Origin of the sequence: Methanocalculus chunghsingensis, from assembly GCF_018132105.1 — an archaeon.
GTDB classification, from domain to species: domain Archaea; phylum Halobacteriota; class Methanomicrobia; order Methanomicrobiales; family Methanocorpusculaceae; genus Methanocalculus; species Methanocalculus chunghsingensis.
Genome location: NZ_JWHL01000016.1, coordinates 36,393 through 54,291, shown reverse-complemented (window position 1 = coordinate 54,291; position 17,899 = coordinate 36,393). Strand labels below are relative to the sequence as shown.

Here is a 17,899-nt window from a genome sequence, read left to right as displayed (position 1 = left end):
CCTGCCTGTTAGATCGTGAAGGATCCAAACCTGAAGAAACTCTTTCACGAACTTGCCAGCGATGAGACCAAACACCGCGAACTCCTGCAGGACTACCTTGACAAGGGTGTCACATCCATTACATTCTCCGCATCCAGAGACTATAAAGTGGCAGACACTCTTGCCTCACCGGATCTCACACCTGATCTCAAACCGATCGATGGTATCATAATTGCGATCAGAAAGGAGCTTGAGGCAATGCAGATGTACACACAACTCGCAGGCGCACAGGAAGATCCAAAACAGAAAGAGATCTTTATGCAGCTGGCCAATATGGAACGTGGACATAAGGCCCGCCTTGAGGACATTTACACGGACATGGCATTTCCTGAATCTTGGTAAAGAGAGGGCTCATCACGAGCATATTTCTCTTCCAACTCTTTCTTTTCTCATTGGATCACCTGAAAAGACCGGGGAGATCCGATGATAAGGAACAAGAGCCCGAAAAAAAGAGAGCGATTTTAAACCGGAACGAACTTCGTCCCGTAATGGATGATCCCGGACGGGCCATCCTCGGCGATCACCCGGAAGACGGATTTGACCTTCATCCCGACGCTCACCTCGGTCGGGTCGCAGATCACCTGTGAAGTGAGGCGGCACCCCTCTTCAAGCTCGATGATCGCAAGTACATACGGCGTCATATTCGAGAACTGATCGCTTGCTGTTCGGATCACAGAGAAGGTGACAACTGTGCCCTTTCCAGAGCAGGTATGATCAATGATCTTCCCGTCCCGCCTGCAGTCCGGGCAGAGAGACCGGGGCGGGAAGTAGACTGTGTTGCAGTTTTCGCATTTTGTACCGATGAGATTGTACCGCTGGGGAATCTTCCTCCAGAATCGCGCTACCGTCATACTCAGGCCCTCCTGAAGATATGGCAGGCGACCGTCGCACCAGACCCACCGACATTCTGCGTCATCCCGATCTCGGCACCATCCACCTGCCGGCGTCCTGCCTCGCCACGGAGCTGGGTGACAACCTCCCAGACCTGCTTGATCCCGGTCGCACCGACCGGGTGTCCACAGGCCTTCAGGCCGCCGGAGGTGTTCACCGGGAGATCGCCGCCGATATATGCCTGGCCTTCCTCATAGAAGATGCCGGCCTCGCCTTTCGTCACAAACCCGAGGTCCTCGATGGCACAGATCTCGGCAATGGTGAAACAGTCATGGACCTCGATGAGATCGATATCCTTCCTCGTCACGCCTGCACGTTCAAATGCCCGGTTACCGGCTGCAACCGATGCATCGAGCGTCGAGATATCCCGGCGATCATGGAGTGCAATCGTATCGCTCGCCTGGGCTGAGCCGATAACCGTCACCGGTGCATCGGTAAACTCCCTGGCCCGGTCGAGCGGGGCGACGACGACCGCGGCACTCCCGTCGGATACGGGGGAGCAGTCGAAGAGCCGGAGCGGATCGGCGACGAGCGTCGAACGAAGAACCGTTTCGATGGTGATCTCGTTCTGGAACTGTGCAATCGGGTTCATCGACCCATGATAATGGTTCTTCACCGCAACCTGGGCGAGCTGATCACGGGTGAGCGGATAGCGGTGCATATAATCGGTTGCGATCATCGCATAGAGACCGGGGAAGGTCGCCCCTGCAAACCCTTCCCACTCACGGTCTGCTGCTGCAGAGAGGACGTCGGTTGAGTCGCCGGCATCAGTCATCTTCTCAACACCTGCCGCAACGACGATATCCTCCATCCCGCTTGCAACCGCAAGGACCGCCTGCCGGAATGCCAAACCACCGGATGCGCAGGCCGCCTCGACCCGCGTTGCAGGGACATGGCCTGCACGGGTGAGCCCTGCATAATCTGCAATGAGTGCCCCGATATGCTCCTGCTCAACAAATCTGCCTGCACTCATGTTGCCGACATATAATGCGTCTATCGACTCGCCGCCGACGCCCGCATCCTCGATCGCGAGGGTTCCCGCCTCGACGAAGAGCTCCCGGAACGAGGTATCCCAGCGTTCGCCAAACTGCGTACATCCAACCCCGATAACTGCTACTTCTCTCATTCCTGCATCACGATCTTTCCTTTGTGTCTTGCATACAGTGCATAGTCAAGGTACCGGGGCTCACTGATGAGATCCGCCACAGTCGGTGCCTTTGACCGGTCGATCTCCGTCTCTATCGCATCGGTCACCCTGATATCAAAGGCATCCGAGCCGGAACCGGAGCCGTAGCTGCAGACGAAGATCCGATCACCTGGCTCTGCGATATCGAGCGTTGCCGCAAGCCCGACGGGGGAGGCACCCGAGTAGGTGTTCCCGATCTTTGGGACGACGAGACCCGGCTTTGTCTTCTCATCTGAAAAGCCGAGCATCTTTGCAGCTCTCGTCGGGAACTTCGCGTTCGGCTGATGAAAGACGGCATAGTCATAATCGGCCGCTTCGGTTCCCTCTCGCTCAAAGAGGAGCCTGCTTGCTCCGAGGACATGCTTGAAGTACCCGGGGTCGCCTGAGAACCGCCCTCCATGGCGGGGATAGGGCTGGCCTTCCCGCCGCCAGAAATCCGGGGTATCGCTCGTATAGGAGACCGTCGTGGTGATCTCGGCGATGGGCTTTTCAGATCCGATGAGAAACGCCGCCCCTCCGGCTGCTGCCGTATATTCAAGAGCGTCTCCGGGAGCACCTTGTGCGATATCGGCACCGACGGCCAGGCCATACCTGATCATTCCTGACCCGACAAGACCCATACAGGTCTGGATAGCCGCAGTCCCGGCCTTGCAGGCGAACTCATAATCTGCCGCCGTCATCACCGGTGTCGCCCGGATCGCCTCGCCGACGGTGACCGCCGTCGGCTTGACCGCATAGGGATGCGATTCGGAGCCGACATAGACTGCCCCGATATCAACGGGATTGATCTTCCTTCGTGCCAGAGCGGAACGTGCCGCCGCAACTGCAATCGTCGCAGTATTCTCGTCAAGGTCAGGGACCGACTTCTCAAAGACGCCAAGGCCACCGGTGATCTCGGCCGGGTTTGCACCCCAGACCCGTGCGATCTCCTCGACCCTGACCCGGAACCGCGGGATATATGCCCCATAGGTGATGATGCCTACCATGCCTGTCTCCTTAGAATTGTAATAATATCTTCAATCGACTCTTCTGTTGAATAGACCGTGATACGATCCCGCTCTGCAAGCCTTGGAACCAGTGGATGCACCAGATTTGGATCTATCCCCTGGAGGATGACGCAGGGTGGCTTAAACGGTGTCACACGGATCGCCACCATCGGCGACTTTCCGCTTGATACCTCGGTAAAGATCAGTGCCCGTTCCGTACTCCATCCATAAATCCGGTTGAACTCATTTGGAGAGAGGGTGAGGATCGCGTTGAGGCTGTTTACAACAGTATAGCCGACGATCCGGTGATCTGAACCGCCACAGATGAGCGAGCAGTTAATCGCATCAGCAAAGTCATTGACCGGGACAGCATCCGAGAAGTCATGGATATCATAGATGACCTCGTCATCGAGGTCCGAGAAGAGCATGGTCGAGTACTTCTTCGCAAAGATTCCGCCCTTCTCTTCATCAATCGCAAAGAGGCTGTCAATGATCTTTCCGACGACTGCCGTTCCCGGACTCTTCCGCCTCCCGCTCTCGTAATCACTGATAACCGACGGAGATACCCCGAGATGATCGGCAAGAACACCCGGGGATATCGAAAAACTCGTCCGCCACTTCTTCAGGGCTTTGCCGGGGACATCAGAGAGGGTTATCTCTCCTGCTATCTTTTCGGCAAGCTGCTGACGCTGTCCGGGTTTCACCTGTACCTCTTCGCACCCTTTCTACATATAACTAACGAAAGGGAGTTCGACATTTCACGAAGTCCGATACCCCCTCCATAAACGACAGATTATCTCCCGGGGATGGGGCAGAGAGGTTGTTCCATTGCCTTGGAATCCCTGGCTATTCCTATTCGTTTTTTGCACTACATCCGGTATGATCTAGGGGGGGTCACCCCCGGCTGGACATATTGTAATTCCTATTTACAATTTGTCCACATTCAACAATAATTATGATATGCGACGATAATTACTATTCATGACTCCCTCCGTCACCATTGATGAAGTATATTCTGAAATAAAGAAAATTCAGGATACTATGGTTCGTCGGGAAGACCTGGATATCCTTCTCGATACGATTGAGATACTGAGCAACCCGGAAACGATGGCGAAGATACAGAAAAGTGAAGATGACATAGCTGCCGGACGATTCAGAGAGATATCATCGATAGACGATCTGCTTGGTGATTCATCCTGATGGAATGGACTATTCGAACAACGGACACATTCATCGAAAGCCTTAGTCAAATAAAATCCAACAAGAGAATTATCCATGAACTTGATAAGAAACTGCAACGCTTGAAAGAAGATCCTCTCAATACAGGTGGCTGGCTATCAGGCGCGTTACATGGTAAGAAAGCAACCAGAATCGCACAACGATACCGACTTATATTCAAACCCGATGAAAAAGAGAGAGCCGTTTATTTGATACTGATCGATCACCGCCAGCATATCTATGATTATTAGAGACACCCTTCTGGCGTGAACCATCCCCCGCTAACGCAGAGGGGCTTCCTACGAGTGTGCCCGAACCTCACTCCAGATACGGGAATATCGGCTCCAGATGCTGATATCCAACCAGATGCCCGGCTCTTCTCTGCTGGTTCTGATCCCCCCCATAGACGACAAATGATCTCTTCGGGGTATTGCCGGAGAGGTTGTTCCAGTACGTGATCTCTTTAAAGAAGTCACTGGCTGCTGTCCTGCCTGATTTAATCTCAACAGGGATGAGATCTGATCCCGCATATTCAATGACGCAGTCGATCTCGTGCCCGAGTTTATCTCTCCAGAAGTACAGATTGGATTCTTTGCCTGCGTTAAACCTGACCTTGAGGAACTCGGTGATGATGAGTGATTCAAAAAGCCCTCCCTTTAACGGATGATACCTGAGACTCTCAGCATTTGGTATTCCACAGAGATGTGCCGCAAGGCCGGGGTCGGTGAAGTAGAGTTTCGGGGCCTTCACCAGCCTCTTGTTGAAGTTTTTGTGGTGAGGCCTCATCAGAATGATTAACAGTGATGTCTCAAGGAGAGATAACCACTCCTTCGCCGTATTATGGGTGATACCGCAGTCGTTGGCCAGGGATGAGTAGTTAATGATCTGCCCGGATCGGTGGGCACACATCTTCATGAATGTCTGAAATGTCGAGAGGTTCTGCACCTGCTTCAGCTGACGAAGATCACGCTCAATATATGTCTGTATATATGATGAGTAGAAATCGGATGGCTCCAGAGGGGTGCTATAGGGGCGGGGGTAGAGACCGCCAAAGAGAATCTCCTCATATGTCTCCGGTATAACTCCGGCACGGGCAATCTCCCTCATCGAGAGCGGGAGAAGCCTGATTATTCCAACCCGCCCGGCGAGTGACTGAGAGATACTCTCCATCATCAGAAAGTTCTGTGATCCGGTGAGGATGAACTGCCCGGGCGTTGCATGCCTGTCCAGAATACCCTGGAGATAGGAGAACAGCTCCGGTACCCTCTGGACCTCATCAAAGACTGCTCCGGTCTCTTCGTACTGGGCAAGAAAGCTGCGTGGATCCTCCTCAGCAAATGCACGTGTATCAGGATCTTCCAGTAATATGTAGGGTTTATCAGGGAATACTGACCGGACAAGGGTTGTCTTTCCGGATTGACGTGGGCCGATCACCGAAACGGCAGGAAATCCAAGGGCAAGAGAGCGAAGTTTCTCCTCTGCATCCCGTCTGATCATAAGGTTCATCTCCCGGTTGGACATATTGTAATTCCTATTTACAATTTGTCCATATAATATTTCTGCACAACCCGAACCCTACACCATTAAAGCCACACGTTACGAAGTGTGGACTCCGGCTCCTATGATGGAGATCCGGACCGAAAAACCGGGGAATCCCCCTGCCGCATATAAATACACAAGAGTTATCATATCCTGTCTACGATATTCTCCTATCTGCAAATGACAGAGTATCTTCACTTCTGTGTCGGCACGACAGGATATGCCCTCCCTCTTGACCGTGTACGGACGACCACACGGATGGTTGCAGTCCGGGAGAAGGGCACCGTCATCATCTATGGCGAGGAGATCCCAATCGCCAGTATCGGCTCAGAAATCAGGCAGGTAAAAGCGACCGATTCTCTCATCATCACCACCCTCAGGGAGAATGAGATAGCACTCATCGCCGATCGGATAGAGGGTATCAGGTCGGAGGAAGAGGCATCACCGGGGAATCTTCCGGGAACCAGAATCAGAGAGGATGGTGTCATCATCATCGATGATCTCTCGCTCATCCCACTGGTATATGGTGCCCTCCCACCGGATGATGAGGAGACGCTCGATCTCCTCAGGGGGAGGGCTCCGGCTCTCTCAGAGATGAGAGTAACAGATGAATCTGTTGACAAACCCGAGATCCTGAGGTTTCAGCTTGGGTATGTCGAGTATGCCGTCGGGATGCAGTATGTCCGCGAAGTGATCCTGACCGGTGAGATCACCCCGGTACCCGGGGTACCACCCTTCATCACCGGGATAGCCGCAGTCCGGGGGGAGATCATCTCATTCATCGATCTCCGGAAGTTCTTTAGGGTCCCCGAGTACGGACTGACGGACTTCAACAGGGTGATCATCCTCTCGGATGGGAAGATGACCTTCGGCCTCCTCGTTGACAGGATCAGGGGAACATCACGGCTCAAACGCCCCCTCCCTGACGCAACGACCAGAACCGCCATCCCGAGGACCCATCTCATCGGGGTTGCCGGGGATGTTGTGATCATCGATGGAAAAGCACTTCTCACCGATCCAGAGATGGTAATCAGTGATCAAGAAAGAGAGATGTAAGAACTAGCATAAACCGCCGAGAGGTATATCATGGTAACATTCTTCTCAAACATGAAGGTTGGAACAAAGATCCTCGTCATCTGCCTCCTCCTTGCAATCATCCCGACCTCGCTCGTCGGTGTCGTCTCCTACACAAGCTCGGCAGGCGTCATCACCCAGCAGATCGAGACACGGCTGCAGGTACAGGGCAATGACATGAAAGGGTGGACAAACGATGTCTACACCCTGACACGAAACAAGGTTGACAGTGACTTAAATGTCCTGAGGCAGCAGTTCTACCAGCACGGCAGCCCGGAGATCATCGAGGGTCAGATGACGCTGGTCGGTCCCGGAAACCAGCGGTACGTCGTCAACGATAACTTCGAGATCGTCGATCAGGTGCAGGAGCTCGTTGGTGGAGCCGCGACCGTCTTCCAGGTCTATGATGATCATGCAATCAGGATAGCGACAAACGTCATCAGCGAAGATGGCGAGCGTGCCGTCGGGACCCGGCTGACGCAGGATGTCTTCGATTATTCGGTCATCGGGGGGGAGACATTCTATGGATCCCGTGATCTCTTCGGGATCCAGTACGTCACCGCGTATGAACCAATCACAAACAGCCGTGGCGACGTGATCGGGATCCTCTTCGTCGGAACCAAAGAAGAAGAAACACTCGATGTCGTCAGGAAGAGTATCCGGCAGACCGTCATAGGTGAGAACGGGTACATGAAAGTCATCGATGGAGCAGGAAACGTCATCGTCCACCCGACGAGTGAAGGCGAGAACTGGATCGACCGGACTCTCGTCCAGACAGCCCTCACCGAGAAGGAGGGGATTCTCTACCATACCGTCGATGGAAACGAGATCATCGATGTCTTTACCTACTTTGAGCCGCTCGACTGGCATATCGTCTCCAGGGCGTATCTCGCTGACTTCACCGGGCCGATTAATACCATCAGGGATACGCTCGTTGCCGTCATGCTCGCCTCGATCATCGTCGGTGCTGCCGTTGCTATCCTCTTTGGACGGTCGATCTCTGAACCCCTCCAGCAGGTCGTCCTGATGATCAAGGAACTGAGAAACGGACATCTCTCTGTCCGTCTCGGTATCAGCAGACGGGATGAGATCGGGGTAATGGCACAGACGATGGACGAGTTTGCAGAAGATCTCCAGACGAACATCGTCGGCAATATCAAACGGATCGCAAATGGCGAATATGTCGAGAAATTCGCCATCCAGGATGAAAGGGACGAGATCAGGCCTGCCATTAAAATGATGATGGATTCGCTTGACCATCTTCATAAAGAGACCCTGAAGATGACCGATGCCGCCTGGGCGGGTGATCTCAAGGTCCGTGGCGATGAAAAGGCCTTCCGGGGGAGCTACCGGAGGATCATCGTCGGGTTCAACAAGACCCTTGAACGGATCACCGAGCCGGTGAATGAGGCGATGCGGCTTGCCGGATACTATGCCGCCGGGGATTTCACCGCCAGATTCAATCCTGATATCCCGGTTGCCGGTGAATTCGTGGCATATCGTGATGCACTCAACACCATCGGTATCGAGCTTTCCCGGCTGATGAAGCTGATCACCGAGGAGTTATATGAAGGAATCTCCGTCCTCTCCTCTGCATCAAGCGAGATCTCCGCCGTCACCTCCCACCTCTCCCAGGAGAGTTCACAGACCGTCCGGATCGTCGATGAGACCTCAAACTCGGTCGAAGGGGTGCGTATCCAGACCGAACGTGCCAATCAGAAGACGAGGGCTGTCACCGAGAAGGCGATGAAGGCGAGCTTCGTCAGCAAGGACGGGCAACGGTCGGTCCAGGAGATCCTTGATGGCATGAACCAGATCCGGCGGCAGATGGATGTCGTCGGGACGAACGTCGTCAAGCTCTCGGAACAGAGTACCGCCATCGGGGAGATCATCGCAACCGTCACCGACATCTCCGAGCAGTCAAACCTCCTCGCCGTCAATGCCTCCATCGAGGCGGCAAAGGCCGGGGAGTTTGGGAAAGGATTTGCGGTTGTTGCGCATGAGATTCATAATCTTGCTGAGCAGTCAAAGCAGGCGACTGCACATATCAGAACGATCTTAACAGATATCCAGCGTGGCGTCTCAGGAACCGTCGTATCGGTCGATCGGGGATCATCCTCGGTTGAGGATACCGTCCGGCTCACCGCCGAGGCACGGCAGGCGATTGAGGTCCTTGCAACTGCCATCGCCGACTCCTCCAATGAAGCATATGAGATAGCAGACTCCATCTCCGAACAGGCATCCGGCATGGACCGTATCTCCCATGCGATGGAGAAGATCCAGGAGGCTGCACGGAAGAATCTTGAGAATACCCAGAAGGCTGAGAAGACCGCAGAAGATCTCCATGAACTCGGTATCCGGCTGAAGAAGATTACCGAACAGTACCACGTCTGATATGCCGGGAAACGACGACGACCTCAGGGAGACGCTCCTTGCCACCTTCAGAGACGAAGCCGACGAGCATCTCTCTGCCATCACCGGGGAGCTGATCGCCCTTGAGAGGGGAGAGGGGATCGATCCCGATCTGGCGGAATCTGTCTACCGGAGGACGCACAGCCTCAAGGGGGCAGCACGTGCCGTCTCCCTCAGGGAGATCGAGTCGGTCTGCCAGCATCTTGAGACGGCACTCTCGGCTGTACGAAACGGGAGTTTCGTCCCCGATGCCGCCGGGTATGATCTCTTCCACCGTGCGATCCACCTGATCCGATCGATCCTTGCCGGTGAGAAGGTGTCGCCGGTTGCGATCATCAGGGAACTTCGGGCGGTAAAAGGTGAGAAGACAGCCGTTCTGGAGAAGAAGGCTGCCTCCACCCCGACCCGGAGTGAGCTCCCTCGTCTGCGGGAGACCGGGACCGTCCGGATCGCAAACGAGACCCTGGACCGGCTTATCACCGGGTCTGACGAACTCCTTACCACCCGCCTCTCGATGGGCCACAGGATGCGTGAACTGGATGCGATGATGATCCGGTTCTCCCTCTGGCAATGGACCCATGTCCAGGTCGCCACCGATCTCCGGAGGATCGAGGAGCTTCTCAGAAGTGATCGGGACATGATATACGAGGACTGGGTTGCCCTTGATCGAATCCTGAAGTTCCAGAAGAAGAACCGGGAATTCATCGATTCGCTCAGGCATGATCTCACCACGCATATCCAGGAGAATGCCCGTAACCTGCATATTCTTGAGTCAAGCACCCAGGTGATAGCAGACACCATTCATGATGCCGTCCTTCTGCCGGTCTCCCATATACTTGCCAGTTTCCCGGGCTTCATCAGGGAGGTGGCGGGGTCGTCAGGGAAGCAGGTTGACTTCGCCGTCGATGGAGGGGAGATCGAGATCGACCGCCGTCTCCTCGAGGCGCTAAAAGATCCCCTCACCCATCTCATCAGGAACGCCATCGATCATGGGATCGAACATCCGGGAACCAGGGTTGCAAAAGGAAAAAATCCGAAAGGAAGGATTCATATCCGGGTCGTCCCGCTTGCAGGAAGCAGGGTCGGGATCGACATCTCCGATGACGGAAAAGGGATTGATCCCGGTGTAATCAGGAGATCTGCGATAGAGAAGGGACTGCTGAACGAAGAAGAAGCTGGAAACCTCTCAGATGATGAGAGCATGAAACTCGTCTTCCGGTCAGGCCTCTCAACCTCCCCAGATGTGACCGAGCTCTCGGGACGAGGTCTTGGCCTTGCGATCGTCGAGGATGCAGTCACCCGTCTTGGAGGAGACGTCGCCATCACCTCGATACCCGGACAGAACACCTGCGTCAGGATGTATCTCCCGGTCCGCCTCTCAAACTTCCGGGGTGTCGTCGTCTCTGCCGGGAGGAGGAAGTACGTCATCCCGATGCAGCAGGTCCGCCAGGTCATCAGGATGAAGCCGGGAGCAGAGGAGATCAGGATCGGCGATGATCTCATCAGGCTCATCCCCCTTGAACGAGGGCTCGGCGTGAAGCTCCCTCCCATGAAGATCGACCCGGAACGCCCGATTCCGGTTGTCCTTCTTGCATCAGGGGCGGGAAAGCTCGGTATTTACGTCGATGAGTTGATCAGGGTCCAGGAGATCGTCGTCCGATCGCTGGGGAGCCAGCTCCGCCATGTTCGCAGGATCGCCGGTGCCGGGATCCTCGAGGATGGAAGTGTGGCACTCGTCATCGACCCACTGGATCTGATCATCTCGACGCTCCCACGTGGAGAGGGACGGGGTGGGAGACTGGACCCGGCAACCGGGCGGGTCCTCGTCGTCGAGGACTCCGTCACCTCACGGGAGTTTCTCAGGGCAATCCTCGAAGATGCCGGATATTTTGTCGAGTGTGCCTATGATGGTGCGGACGCACTCCAAAGGCTTAAACAGGAGGAGTTCGATATTGTGGTATCTGATGTAGATATGCCGCGAGTCAACGGGTTCGCTCTCACCGAGGCGATCCGGAGCAGTACACACCTGTCTGCTCTGCCGGTCGTCCTCGTGACATCACTCGACTCGCCAGGGGATCAGGAGTATGGAATACATCTCGGTGCAGATGCCTATATTATCAAGAGTATGTTTGAAAAGGATGCATTCCTCAGGGTGGTCAGGGACGTGAGCAGGCATGGAGCATAATCCGGGGGATATACGGCTCCTCGTCGTCGAGGACAGCCCCACACAGGCCGAGTATATCCGCCAGATCCTCCTCAGGGCAGGGTACCGTGTCACCACTGCCATCGACGGAAAGACCGCACTCACCTGTGTCGGGGTCGAGCCGCCCGATCTCATCATCAGCGATATCGTGATGCCGGGAATGGATGGATATACGCTCTGCCGTGAGATCCGGGACCGCTATGGGATCCCCGTCATTCTTCTCACCCAGCTCTTTGATCCAGAGGATATCGTCCGCGGCCTCGCATGCGGTGCTGTGAACTTCATCATCAAGCCCTTCGATGCAGACTACCTCGTCGATACCGTCGCCGATGTCCTCAGCTTCGGGAAAATGCAGAATATCATCTCCAGAAATGATGAGGTGGACGCAACCTTTGGAAAGAAGACCTACACCATCACCGCAGGAAAGGATCAGATCCTTCGTGTCCTCATCTCGACCTATGCAACTGCAGTCAGAAAGAATATCGAACTGCAGGAGGCCCGGGACGAACTTTATGGGGTGAATGAACAGCTCCAGGAATTTGTTGAGGAGCTGCACCAGGCAAACGACGACCTTCAGCATGAGATCGATGAGCGGCAGCGGATCGAGGATGCCCTCATCGATGCCCATGAGAAACTCCATCTTCTCACAAGCATCACCCGGCATGATATCAGAAACCACATCACCGTCATCGAAGGGTTTGTTGAGCTCGCCTCCGGGGGTGACGGAATAGTATCTCCCGAGGCGGCCTTCACACGGATTCGGGAGGCGGCCCGCCGAATTATAAAAATCATCGAATTTACCGGGAATTACCAGGAGATCGGATCATGCGACCGGGAGTGGCTGAGTCTCTCGGATCTGGCCGGGGATGCCATGGCACTCATCGATCTTGGTGGTATATCAGTGACAGCCAGCCTTCCGGATCTCGAGATACTCGCAGATCCATTGATGGGGACGGTGATTGCAACCATCATCGAAAATTCCATCCGCCACGGGAAGAAGGTCACAACAATCCATATCACCGCTGAGATAGAGAAAGACCTCTGCATCAGAATCACCGATGACGGTATCGGAATACCCCCCCATAAGAAAGAGCGAATCTTTGAACAGGGATATGGAGAGAATACCGGCCTTGGCCTCTTCCTTGCATCCAGGATACTTGCAACATGCGAGTTTGGGATATCCGAGATCGGGACGTATGGAGAAGGAGCCTGTTTTGAGATCAGGATTCCCAAAGGGCGGTTTCGATAGGAGGAGAGAGGGATGAAGCATATTCTCATCGTCGAGGACAGTACAACCCAGACCGAGTATCTCAGACGGATCATCGAAGGGGACGGATATCGCGTCACCACCGCTGCCGATGGAGAATCGGCACTCGGACTGATACGGGACGATCCCCCGGATCTGGTTCTGAGCGATATCGTGATGCCCGGGATGGACGGGTATGAGCTCTGCCGCCGGATCAAAGAGATGAATACGATACCGGTATTCCTCGTCACCCAGCTCTTTGATCCCGAGGATGTCATCCGGGGGGTTGCATGCGGTGCCGACAACTTCATCATCAAGCCATTTGATCCTGCATTTATCCTTGGACGGGTCAGGGAGGTCTTTGAGAGAGGAAAGGAAGAGGAGGGTGACGAGCTCTCGATCATCATCTCGGATCGGGAGTACTCCATCACCGCTGCGAAGAAGACGATCCTCGATATTCTTCTCTCGACCTATGCGATTGCGGTCCGGAAGAACGCGGATCTCGAAGAAGCACGGGACGAACTCTATGGACTCAATGAACAGCTTCAGGAGAAGAACGAGGATCTCAGGGCAGAGATCGTCCAGCGTGAGCGTGCCGAGGGAGCCCTTGCAGAAGCCCACCGGAAACTGACGCTTCTCACGAGCATCACCCGCCACGGACTCCTGACACAGCTCTCCTCGATCCATGAGTCACTTGAATATGCTGAGAGGGTCCTTGACCGGGAACCGGAAGCGGCACGCGACCATCTCCGGACAGCAACCGGAGGGATCGATCGTGCGATCCAGACGACCCGGTTCACCCAGGAGTACCAGAAGATCGGGGAGAGCCAACCCGAATGGCTTCGCTTTACAGAGATTCTACCGGAAGATACAGCAGGTGTGGCTGTTGATGCACGGGTTCCAGGTGATCTCTTCCTCTACCTTGATCCCGTCGGTGAGAAGGCGGTTTGGGCGATCATCACCGATGCAGCCCGGAGGAGGGCCGGGAAGGTGACGATCACCTACTCCGGGGAGAGGGATACAGGGGTGATCACCATTGAGGATGACGGGATCGGTATTCCCCTCGCCGGAAAAGATGCCCTCTTCTCCTATGAGCTTGGGATCGGAAAGGCATTCTCCCTCTTCCTGGCACGGGAAGCGCTTGCAATCACCGGAATCGGCCTCGTTGAGACAGGAGACCCCCGGCAGGGAGGGCGGTTTGAGATCCGCTGCCCAACCGGATCGATCCAGCACCGATCCGGATAAGGAAGGGAGAAGAGACCGATGCGGAGCCACCCATTCTTCAACGAACCGGTCGAGCAGCGGCGGATCATAATTATTTTCGCCGCTATCGCCATCACGCTTGCCGCAAATATCATCGGGCTCCTCCAGGGGATCACCTATGTCTTCCCCCATCTCCTCTATCTTCCGATCCTTCTTGCAGGATACTGGTACCCGAGGCGTGGAGCCGCAATCGCCATCCTTATCGCAGCCACCTATGCAGGTGCGGCCCTCCTCCTCACCCCATCGGACCTCGGTGTCACCCTCTCCATCCTCGCCAGATCAGCTGTCTATATTACCATCGGGTTCGTCGTCTCATTCCTGACGATCAGGCTGCGGCAATCCGAGGAGCAGCTCCATGACCTCATCGAGTTCCTTCCTGACGCCACCTTCGCCATCGACCGGGAGGGGCGGGTCATCGCATGGAACCGTGCCATCGAGAAGATGACCGGAGTTCCGAAGATGAAGATCATCGGACAGGGAGAGTATGCGTATGCGGTTCCCTTCTATGGGGAGAAGAGGGCGATCCTTATCGATTACGCACTCAGGAATGATCCTGATAGTGAAACCCCGTATGAGCGGCTTTCAAGAGATGGGGATGCAGTCGAGGCGGAGATGATCGCACCCGGACTCAATGAAGGCCGGGGAGCCCATCTCAGGTGTGTGGCAACGCCGCTCTATGGCCCTGACCGGGAGGTTGCAGGTGCGGTTGAGTCGATCCGCGATATCACCGGTGAGGTGATGGCACGATCTGCCCTGAGAAACACCAACCGTCAGCTGACAACCTTAAGCGGGATCATCCGGCACGGCCTCTCAAAACGTCTTGAGGAGCTCTACCGGCATCTGACCATCGGGAGCATGCAGATCAATGACCCTGCCTCGCTCTCGCTCCTCAGAAAGATCGAGGATTCGGCAGACGGGATACGGCGGCAGATTGCCATATCACGGGATTTCCGGGAGATCGGAATGATTCCTCCGGTCTGGATGCCGGTCCAGGAGACGGTGCATCAGGCGACTGCCCGGCTTGACACCAGAGGAATGGTGGTACATCCCTGGACGGAACGGCTTTCCATCTTCTCAGACCCGCATCTCCGGACTGCCATCTCCCACCTGATCGAGAATGCCATTGCAGCAGGGGCGACTGCCCTCCTTGTCACCTACCAGATCCGGGATGACGGGTGTGCCATCATTCTTGAGGACAACGGGACCGGCATCCCGGATGATGAGAAAGAGAGACTCTTTGCTGAGAGTACCGAACGATCAGGCCACGGACTCTTCCTCACCCGCGAGATCCTTGGCATCACCGGGATCGACATTCATGAAGAAGGGGAGAGCGGGCGGGGAGCACGGTTCGTCCTGTTGGTGCCACAGGAAGGATACCGCATTACATAACAGGGGAGGAGAGAATGGATCCACGACGTATTCTCATCGATATCAGGGGAGAGAGGAGAGACATTTCCCGACTCATCGCGAGGATTCCAGGCGTCCGCGAGGTGATATGGCAGGCAGGAGAGGCACCTGTTCTCCCGGGTATCAGGATTTTGGATTCCGGGGCGATATCAGAAGCGACGCTCATCATCACGGAACCGGGCGGAGAGCATCTGCAGGATCCCGTCGATATCCTGCTTATTCCATCTGATCTGAAGAAAGATGATCGGCTCATCACCGACCGTCCTCTCATCTGCGTCTTCTCTGGGAAGAGTGCGGAGGATGTTGCCGCTGTATTCCTTGATCAGCACTATCCCCCCGAAATCATCCTCCTTGCAGAGGGGGAGAGCGGCCGGGGGATGCTGCTGCATGCACCGCCTGCATCCATCACCAGCGAAAAGATGACGGGAGACCTCACCACTGATATCCTTCGTCTCGTATCAGGGCATGATCCGACACTGATCGTCATCCCGAAACGGATAGGTGAACCAGATACAATCCTCGCTGCCGGAGTTCCGGTCTTCATCCCCTATCTCAGCGGAGGGGCAGCCGAGGTCCGCGAGATCAGATCAGATGAGTTCCCGGATGCAAATATCGTCTGGATCGACTACCATGGAACAACCGGCGACCCCGCAGTCGACCGGATTTTTGCCGCATGTGAAGGGGATGCGATCGTCTCCCTCGCCCGGTGCAGGCGCCATCCGGACGGCTACGAAGTGGATGCGGTCTTCACCCCGGAGATCCACCGTGGCCGTGGCCTCTCACGGCAGGTGATGACGGCTCTCGTCGAGGCATGCTATAATGATGAACTGACGATGTATGCGGTTGTCCATCTCAGGAAATTCTACGGCGAGTATGGATTCGTCCCGATACCTGAGGGGGATCTCCCGGCCTCGGTCCGCGAACGGTACCTCTGGGCGGCAGGGAATATGGAAGGGGCCGAGGTGGCTCCGATGCGCCGATCCTCGGGAAGGCCTGCTATTCTGCACGAGTCGATATCCATAAATAGGTAGCCTCCCAAATCTGGAGATCATGCAGGTGTCTGATGCGGGAGATCTCCCGGTCTTAAAGGCGATCGCCCTCCTCGGAGGATGCCGCGGCCCGGTCCGGGTATCGACACAGAGCCTCGGTTCCACCCTTGGAACAAGCCCCCAGACTATATCCCGCCGTTTAAAAGCTCTTGAATCGGCAGGATTCATCAGTCGGACGGTCGATCCCTCTGGCCAGTCGGTGACGGTGACGAAGCCGGGCGAGGAGATTCTCAGGAGGGAACATGCCGAATACTGCCGGATATTCACCCGCGTCGGCGGGCACTTCATTCTTCAGGGAACGATCATCTCGGGCCTCGGAGAGGGGCGGTACTATATGTCCCTGCCCCATTACCGGGATCAGTTCCGGATGAACTGCGGGTTTGAACCCTTCCCCGGAACATTAAACATCAGACTGAACCAGCAGAGCATTCCTATACGGAAGAGGCTGGATTCGCTCGAATGGATAACCATTCCGGGTTTTTCAGATGAGCACAGGACCTTTGGGGAGGCACGCTGCCTTCCCTGCCGGATTGCGGGGATTCCCTGCGCACTCATCGTTCCTGGCAGGACACATTATCCTGAGGATATCATTGAGTTGATATCCGGTGTCCCTCTCAGGAATGAAATCGGGCTTGACGATAACGATACCATCGATGTAGAGGTCGGATATGATGCATGAAGCAATAACAGCACTGAAAGAAGGACGTTTCGTCCTTATCTATGACTTTGACAACCGTGAACGTGAGACCGATCTCGTGATCCGATCCGATACCATCCGCCACAACGATATCCTCAGGATGCGAAAGGACGGAGGCGGCCTGATCTGTACGGCGGTTCACCCGGATGCGGCAAAGGCACTCGGTCTCCCGTTTGCATCGGATGTATTCTCCCGCTGCGGGGAACTTGGCGAGAAGGAAGGGGAGATCCCCTATGACCGGAAGAATCACTCCTCCTTCTCCCTCTGGGTGAACCACCGGGAGACCTTCACCGGGATCACCGACCATGATCGTGCCCTCACCATCTCAAAGATCGCAGAGCATGTCCGGTCGGCAATGAACGGCGGCAGCCTCCCCCCATTTGGAAAAGAGTTCCGGACACCCGGCCATTCGGCCCTCCTCCGTGCTGCAGACGACCTCCTTGACCAGCGGCAGGGGCAGACCGAGCTCTCGATCGCCCTCGCCCTGATGGCGGGGATAACTCCCGCAGTCACCGTCTGCGAGATGCTCGACGACGAGACCGGCAACGCCCTTGAGAAGGAGAAGGCACGGGCCTATGGAGAGGATCACGGGTTCCCGTTTGTGACCGGCGAGGAGATCATCGAGGCATGGCAGGCCTGGAAAGCCTCGCAGTCCCGGTAGGGATCGGGGTATTGTTATTGAAGAGCGC

17 protein-coding genes are annotated in these 17,899 nt (G+C 55.5%); 12 read left to right on the top strand and 5 right to left on the bottom strand.

The genetic code is table 11. The features are described from left to right. Positions 1 to 15 precede the first annotated feature (15 nt). Complete coding sequence (locus RJ53_RS09525; protein ID WP_343221877.1) at positions 16 to 381, top strand: ferritin-like domain-containing protein; 366 nt, start codon at positions 16 to 18, stop codon at positions 379 to 381. Positions 382 to 500: 119 nt separating this feature from the next. On the opposite strand, the gene RJ53_RS09520 is transcribed toward RJ53_RS09525, so the two are convergent. Genes RJ53_RS09520 through RJ53_RS09505 form a run of 4 tightly spaced genes read right to left on the bottom strand, consistent with a single transcriptional unit; the run spans position 501 to position 3,806 of the window. Further along, positions 501 to 890, bottom strand: coding sequence for a Zn-ribbon domain-containing OB-fold protein (locus RJ53_RS09520; protein WP_211531394.1), 390 nt, complete (start codon positions 888 to 890; stop codon positions 501 to 503). 2 nt (positions 891 to 892) lie between these two features. After that, entirely contained in the window at positions 893 to 2,056 is a 1,164-nt protein-coding gene (locus RJ53_RS09515; RefSeq protein WP_211531393.1) for a thiolase domain-containing protein, read from the bottom strand. Next, positions 2,053 to 3,102, bottom strand: a complete 1,050-nt coding sequence (locus tag RJ53_RS09510; protein WP_211531392.1) for a hydroxymethylglutaryl-CoA synthase — start codon at positions 3,100 to 3,102, stop codon at positions 2,053 to 2,055. Before RJ53_RS09510 ends, RJ53_RS09515 begins: the two co-directional genes overlap by 4 nt. Next, positions 3,096 to 3,806 (bottom strand): helix-turn-helix domain-containing protein, encoded by a 711-nt coding sequence (locus RJ53_RS09505; protein WP_211531391.1) that lies wholly within the window; start codon positions 3,804 to 3,806, stop codon positions 3,096 to 3,098. Before RJ53_RS09505 ends, RJ53_RS09510 begins: the two co-directional genes overlap by 7 nt. Positions 3,807 to 4,083: 277 nt before the next feature. Between RJ53_RS09505 and RJ53_RS09500 the strand changes: the two genes are divergently transcribed. Then, positions 4,084 to 4,302, top strand: coding sequence for a hypothetical protein (locus RJ53_RS09500; protein ID WP_211531390.1), 219 nt, complete (start codon positions 4,084 to 4,086; stop codon positions 4,300 to 4,302). Beyond that, entirely contained in the window at positions 4,302 to 4,571 is a 270-nt protein-coding gene (locus tag RJ53_RS09495) for a type II toxin-antitoxin system RelE family toxin (protein WP_211531389.1), read from the top strand. Before RJ53_RS09500 ends, RJ53_RS09495 begins: the two co-directional genes overlap by 1 nt. 67 nt (positions 4,572 to 4,638) lie before the next feature. Here the strand turns inward: RJ53_RS09495 and RJ53_RS09490 are convergent, their stop codons facing one another. Then, entirely contained in the window at positions 4,639 to 5,817 is a 1,179-nt protein-coding gene (locus tag RJ53_RS09490; protein WP_211531388.1) for an ATP-binding protein, read from the bottom strand. A gap of 222 nt (positions 5,818 to 6,039) precedes the next feature. Here RJ53_RS09490 and RJ53_RS09485 point away from each other — a divergent pair, with 222 nt between their 5' ends. From RJ53_RS09485 to ribB, 9 genes are read left to right on the top strand one after another with little or no spacing between them, the layout of a single operon-like run. After that, a complete protein-coding gene (locus RJ53_RS09485; RefSeq protein WP_211531387.1) occupies positions 6,040 to 6,915 on the top strand; it encodes a chemotaxis protein CheW in 876 nt (291 codons plus the stop codon). A 30-nt stretch (positions 6,916 to 6,945) separates the two neighbouring features. After that, positions 6,946 to 9,327 (top strand): methyl-accepting chemotaxis protein, encoded by a 2,382-nt coding sequence (locus RJ53_RS09480; protein ID WP_211531386.1) that lies wholly within the window; start codon positions 6,946 to 6,948, stop codon positions 9,325 to 9,327. 1 nt (position 9,328) lies between these two features. Then, a complete protein-coding gene (locus RJ53_RS09475; protein WP_211531385.1) occupies positions 9,329 to 11,530 on the top strand; it encodes a hybrid sensor histidine kinase/response regulator in 2,202 nt (733 codons plus the stop codon). Continuing rightward, a complete protein-coding gene (locus RJ53_RS09470; protein WP_211531384.1) occupies positions 11,520 to 12,797 on the top strand; it encodes a hybrid sensor histidine kinase/response regulator in 1,278 nt (425 codons plus the stop codon). The genes RJ53_RS09475 and RJ53_RS09470 overlap by 11 nt, the downstream gene beginning before the upstream one ends. A 12-nt stretch (positions 12,798 to 12,809) precedes the next feature. Next, entirely contained in the window at positions 12,810 to 14,039 is a 1,230-nt protein-coding gene (locus tag RJ53_RS09465) for a response regulator (protein WP_211531383.1), read from the top strand. A gap of 18 nt (positions 14,040 to 14,057) precedes the next feature. Further along, positions 14,058 to 15,446, top strand: coding sequence for a PAS domain S-box protein (locus RJ53_RS09460; RefSeq protein ID WP_211531382.1), 1,389 nt, complete (start codon positions 14,058 to 14,060; stop codon positions 15,444 to 15,446). A 14-nt stretch (positions 15,447 to 15,460) separates the two neighbouring features. After that, positions 15,461 to 16,495, top strand: coding sequence for a GNAT family N-acetyltransferase (locus RJ53_RS11720; protein ID WP_246496077.1), 1,035 nt, complete (start codon positions 15,461 to 15,463; stop codon positions 16,493 to 16,495). A gap of 19 nt (positions 16,496 to 16,514) precedes the next feature. Further along, positions 16,515 to 17,192, top strand: coding sequence for a DUF120 domain-containing protein (locus RJ53_RS09450; RefSeq protein WP_246496076.1), 678 nt, complete (start codon positions 16,515 to 16,517; stop codon positions 17,190 to 17,192). Next, positions 17,182 to 17,871 carry a 3,4-dihydroxy-2-butanone-4-phosphate synthase gene (ribB, locus tag RJ53_RS09445; protein ID WP_211531380.1) on the top strand — a complete coding sequence of 230 codons (690 nt, stop codon included), beginning with the start codon at positions 17,182 to 17,184 and terminating at the stop codon, positions 17,869 to 17,871. Before RJ53_RS09450 ends, ribB begins: the two co-directional genes overlap by 11 nt. The last annotated feature ends 28 nt before the right edge of the window (positions 17,872 to 17,899 follow it).

Excerpts from the sequence above, each read along its gene's own strand:
- RJ53_RS09510 (WP_211531392.1), bottom strand. The coding sequence starts at position 3,102 with ATGGTAGGCATCATCACCTATGGGGCATATATCCCGCGGTTCCGGGTC.
- RJ53_RS09470 (WP_211531384.1), top strand. The coding sequence starts at position 11,520 with ATGGAGCATAATCCGGGGGATATACGGCTCCTCGTCGTCGAGGACAGC.
- RJ53_RS09500 (WP_211531390.1), top strand. The coding sequence starts at position 4,084 with ATGACTCCCTCCGTCACCATTGATGAAGTATATTCTGAAATAAAGAAA.
- RJ53_RS09450 (WP_246496076.1), top strand. The coding sequence starts at position 16,515 with ATGCAGGTGTCTGATGCGGGAGATCTCCCGGTCTTAAAGGCGATCGCC.
- RJ53_RS09465 (WP_211531383.1), top strand. The coding sequence starts at position 12,810 with ATGAAGCATATTCTCATCGTCGAGGACAGTACAACCCAGACCGAGTAT.
- RJ53_RS09475 (WP_211531385.1), top strand. The coding sequence starts at position 9,329 with ATGCCGGGAAACGACGACGACCTCAGGGAGACGCTCCTTGCCACCTTC.
- RJ53_RS11720 (WP_246496077.1), top strand. The coding sequence starts at position 15,461 with ATGGATCCACGACGTATTCTCATCGATATCAGGGGAGAGAGGAGAGAC.
- RJ53_RS09460 (WP_211531382.1), top strand. The coding sequence starts at position 14,058 with ATGCGGAGCCACCCATTCTTCAACGAACCGGTCGAGCAGCGGCGGATC.
- RJ53_RS09490 (WP_211531388.1), bottom strand. The coding sequence starts at position 5,817 with ATGATCAGACGGGATGCAGAGGAGAAACTTCGCTCTCTTGCCCTTGGA.
- RJ53_RS09480 (WP_211531386.1), top strand. The coding sequence starts at position 6,946 with ATGGTAACATTCTTCTCAAACATGAAGGTTGGAACAAAGATCCTCGTC.
- RJ53_RS09515 (WP_211531393.1), bottom strand. The coding sequence starts at position 2,056 with ATGAGAGAAGTAGCAGTTATCGGGGTTGGATGTACGCAGTTTGGCGAA.
- RJ53_RS09495 (WP_211531389.1), top strand. The coding sequence starts at position 4,302 with ATGGAATGGACTATTCGAACAACGGACACATTCATCGAAAGCCTTAGT.
- ribB (WP_211531380.1), top strand. The coding sequence starts at position 17,182 with ATGATGCATGAAGCAATAACAGCACTGAAAGAAGGACGTTTCGTCCTT.
- RJ53_RS09520 (WP_211531394.1), bottom strand. The coding sequence starts at position 890 with ATGACGGTAGCGCGATTCTGGAGGAAGATTCCCCAGCGGTACAATCTC.
- RJ53_RS09485 (WP_211531387.1), top strand. The coding sequence starts at position 6,040 with ATGACAGAGTATCTTCACTTCTGTGTCGGCACGACAGGATATGCCCTC.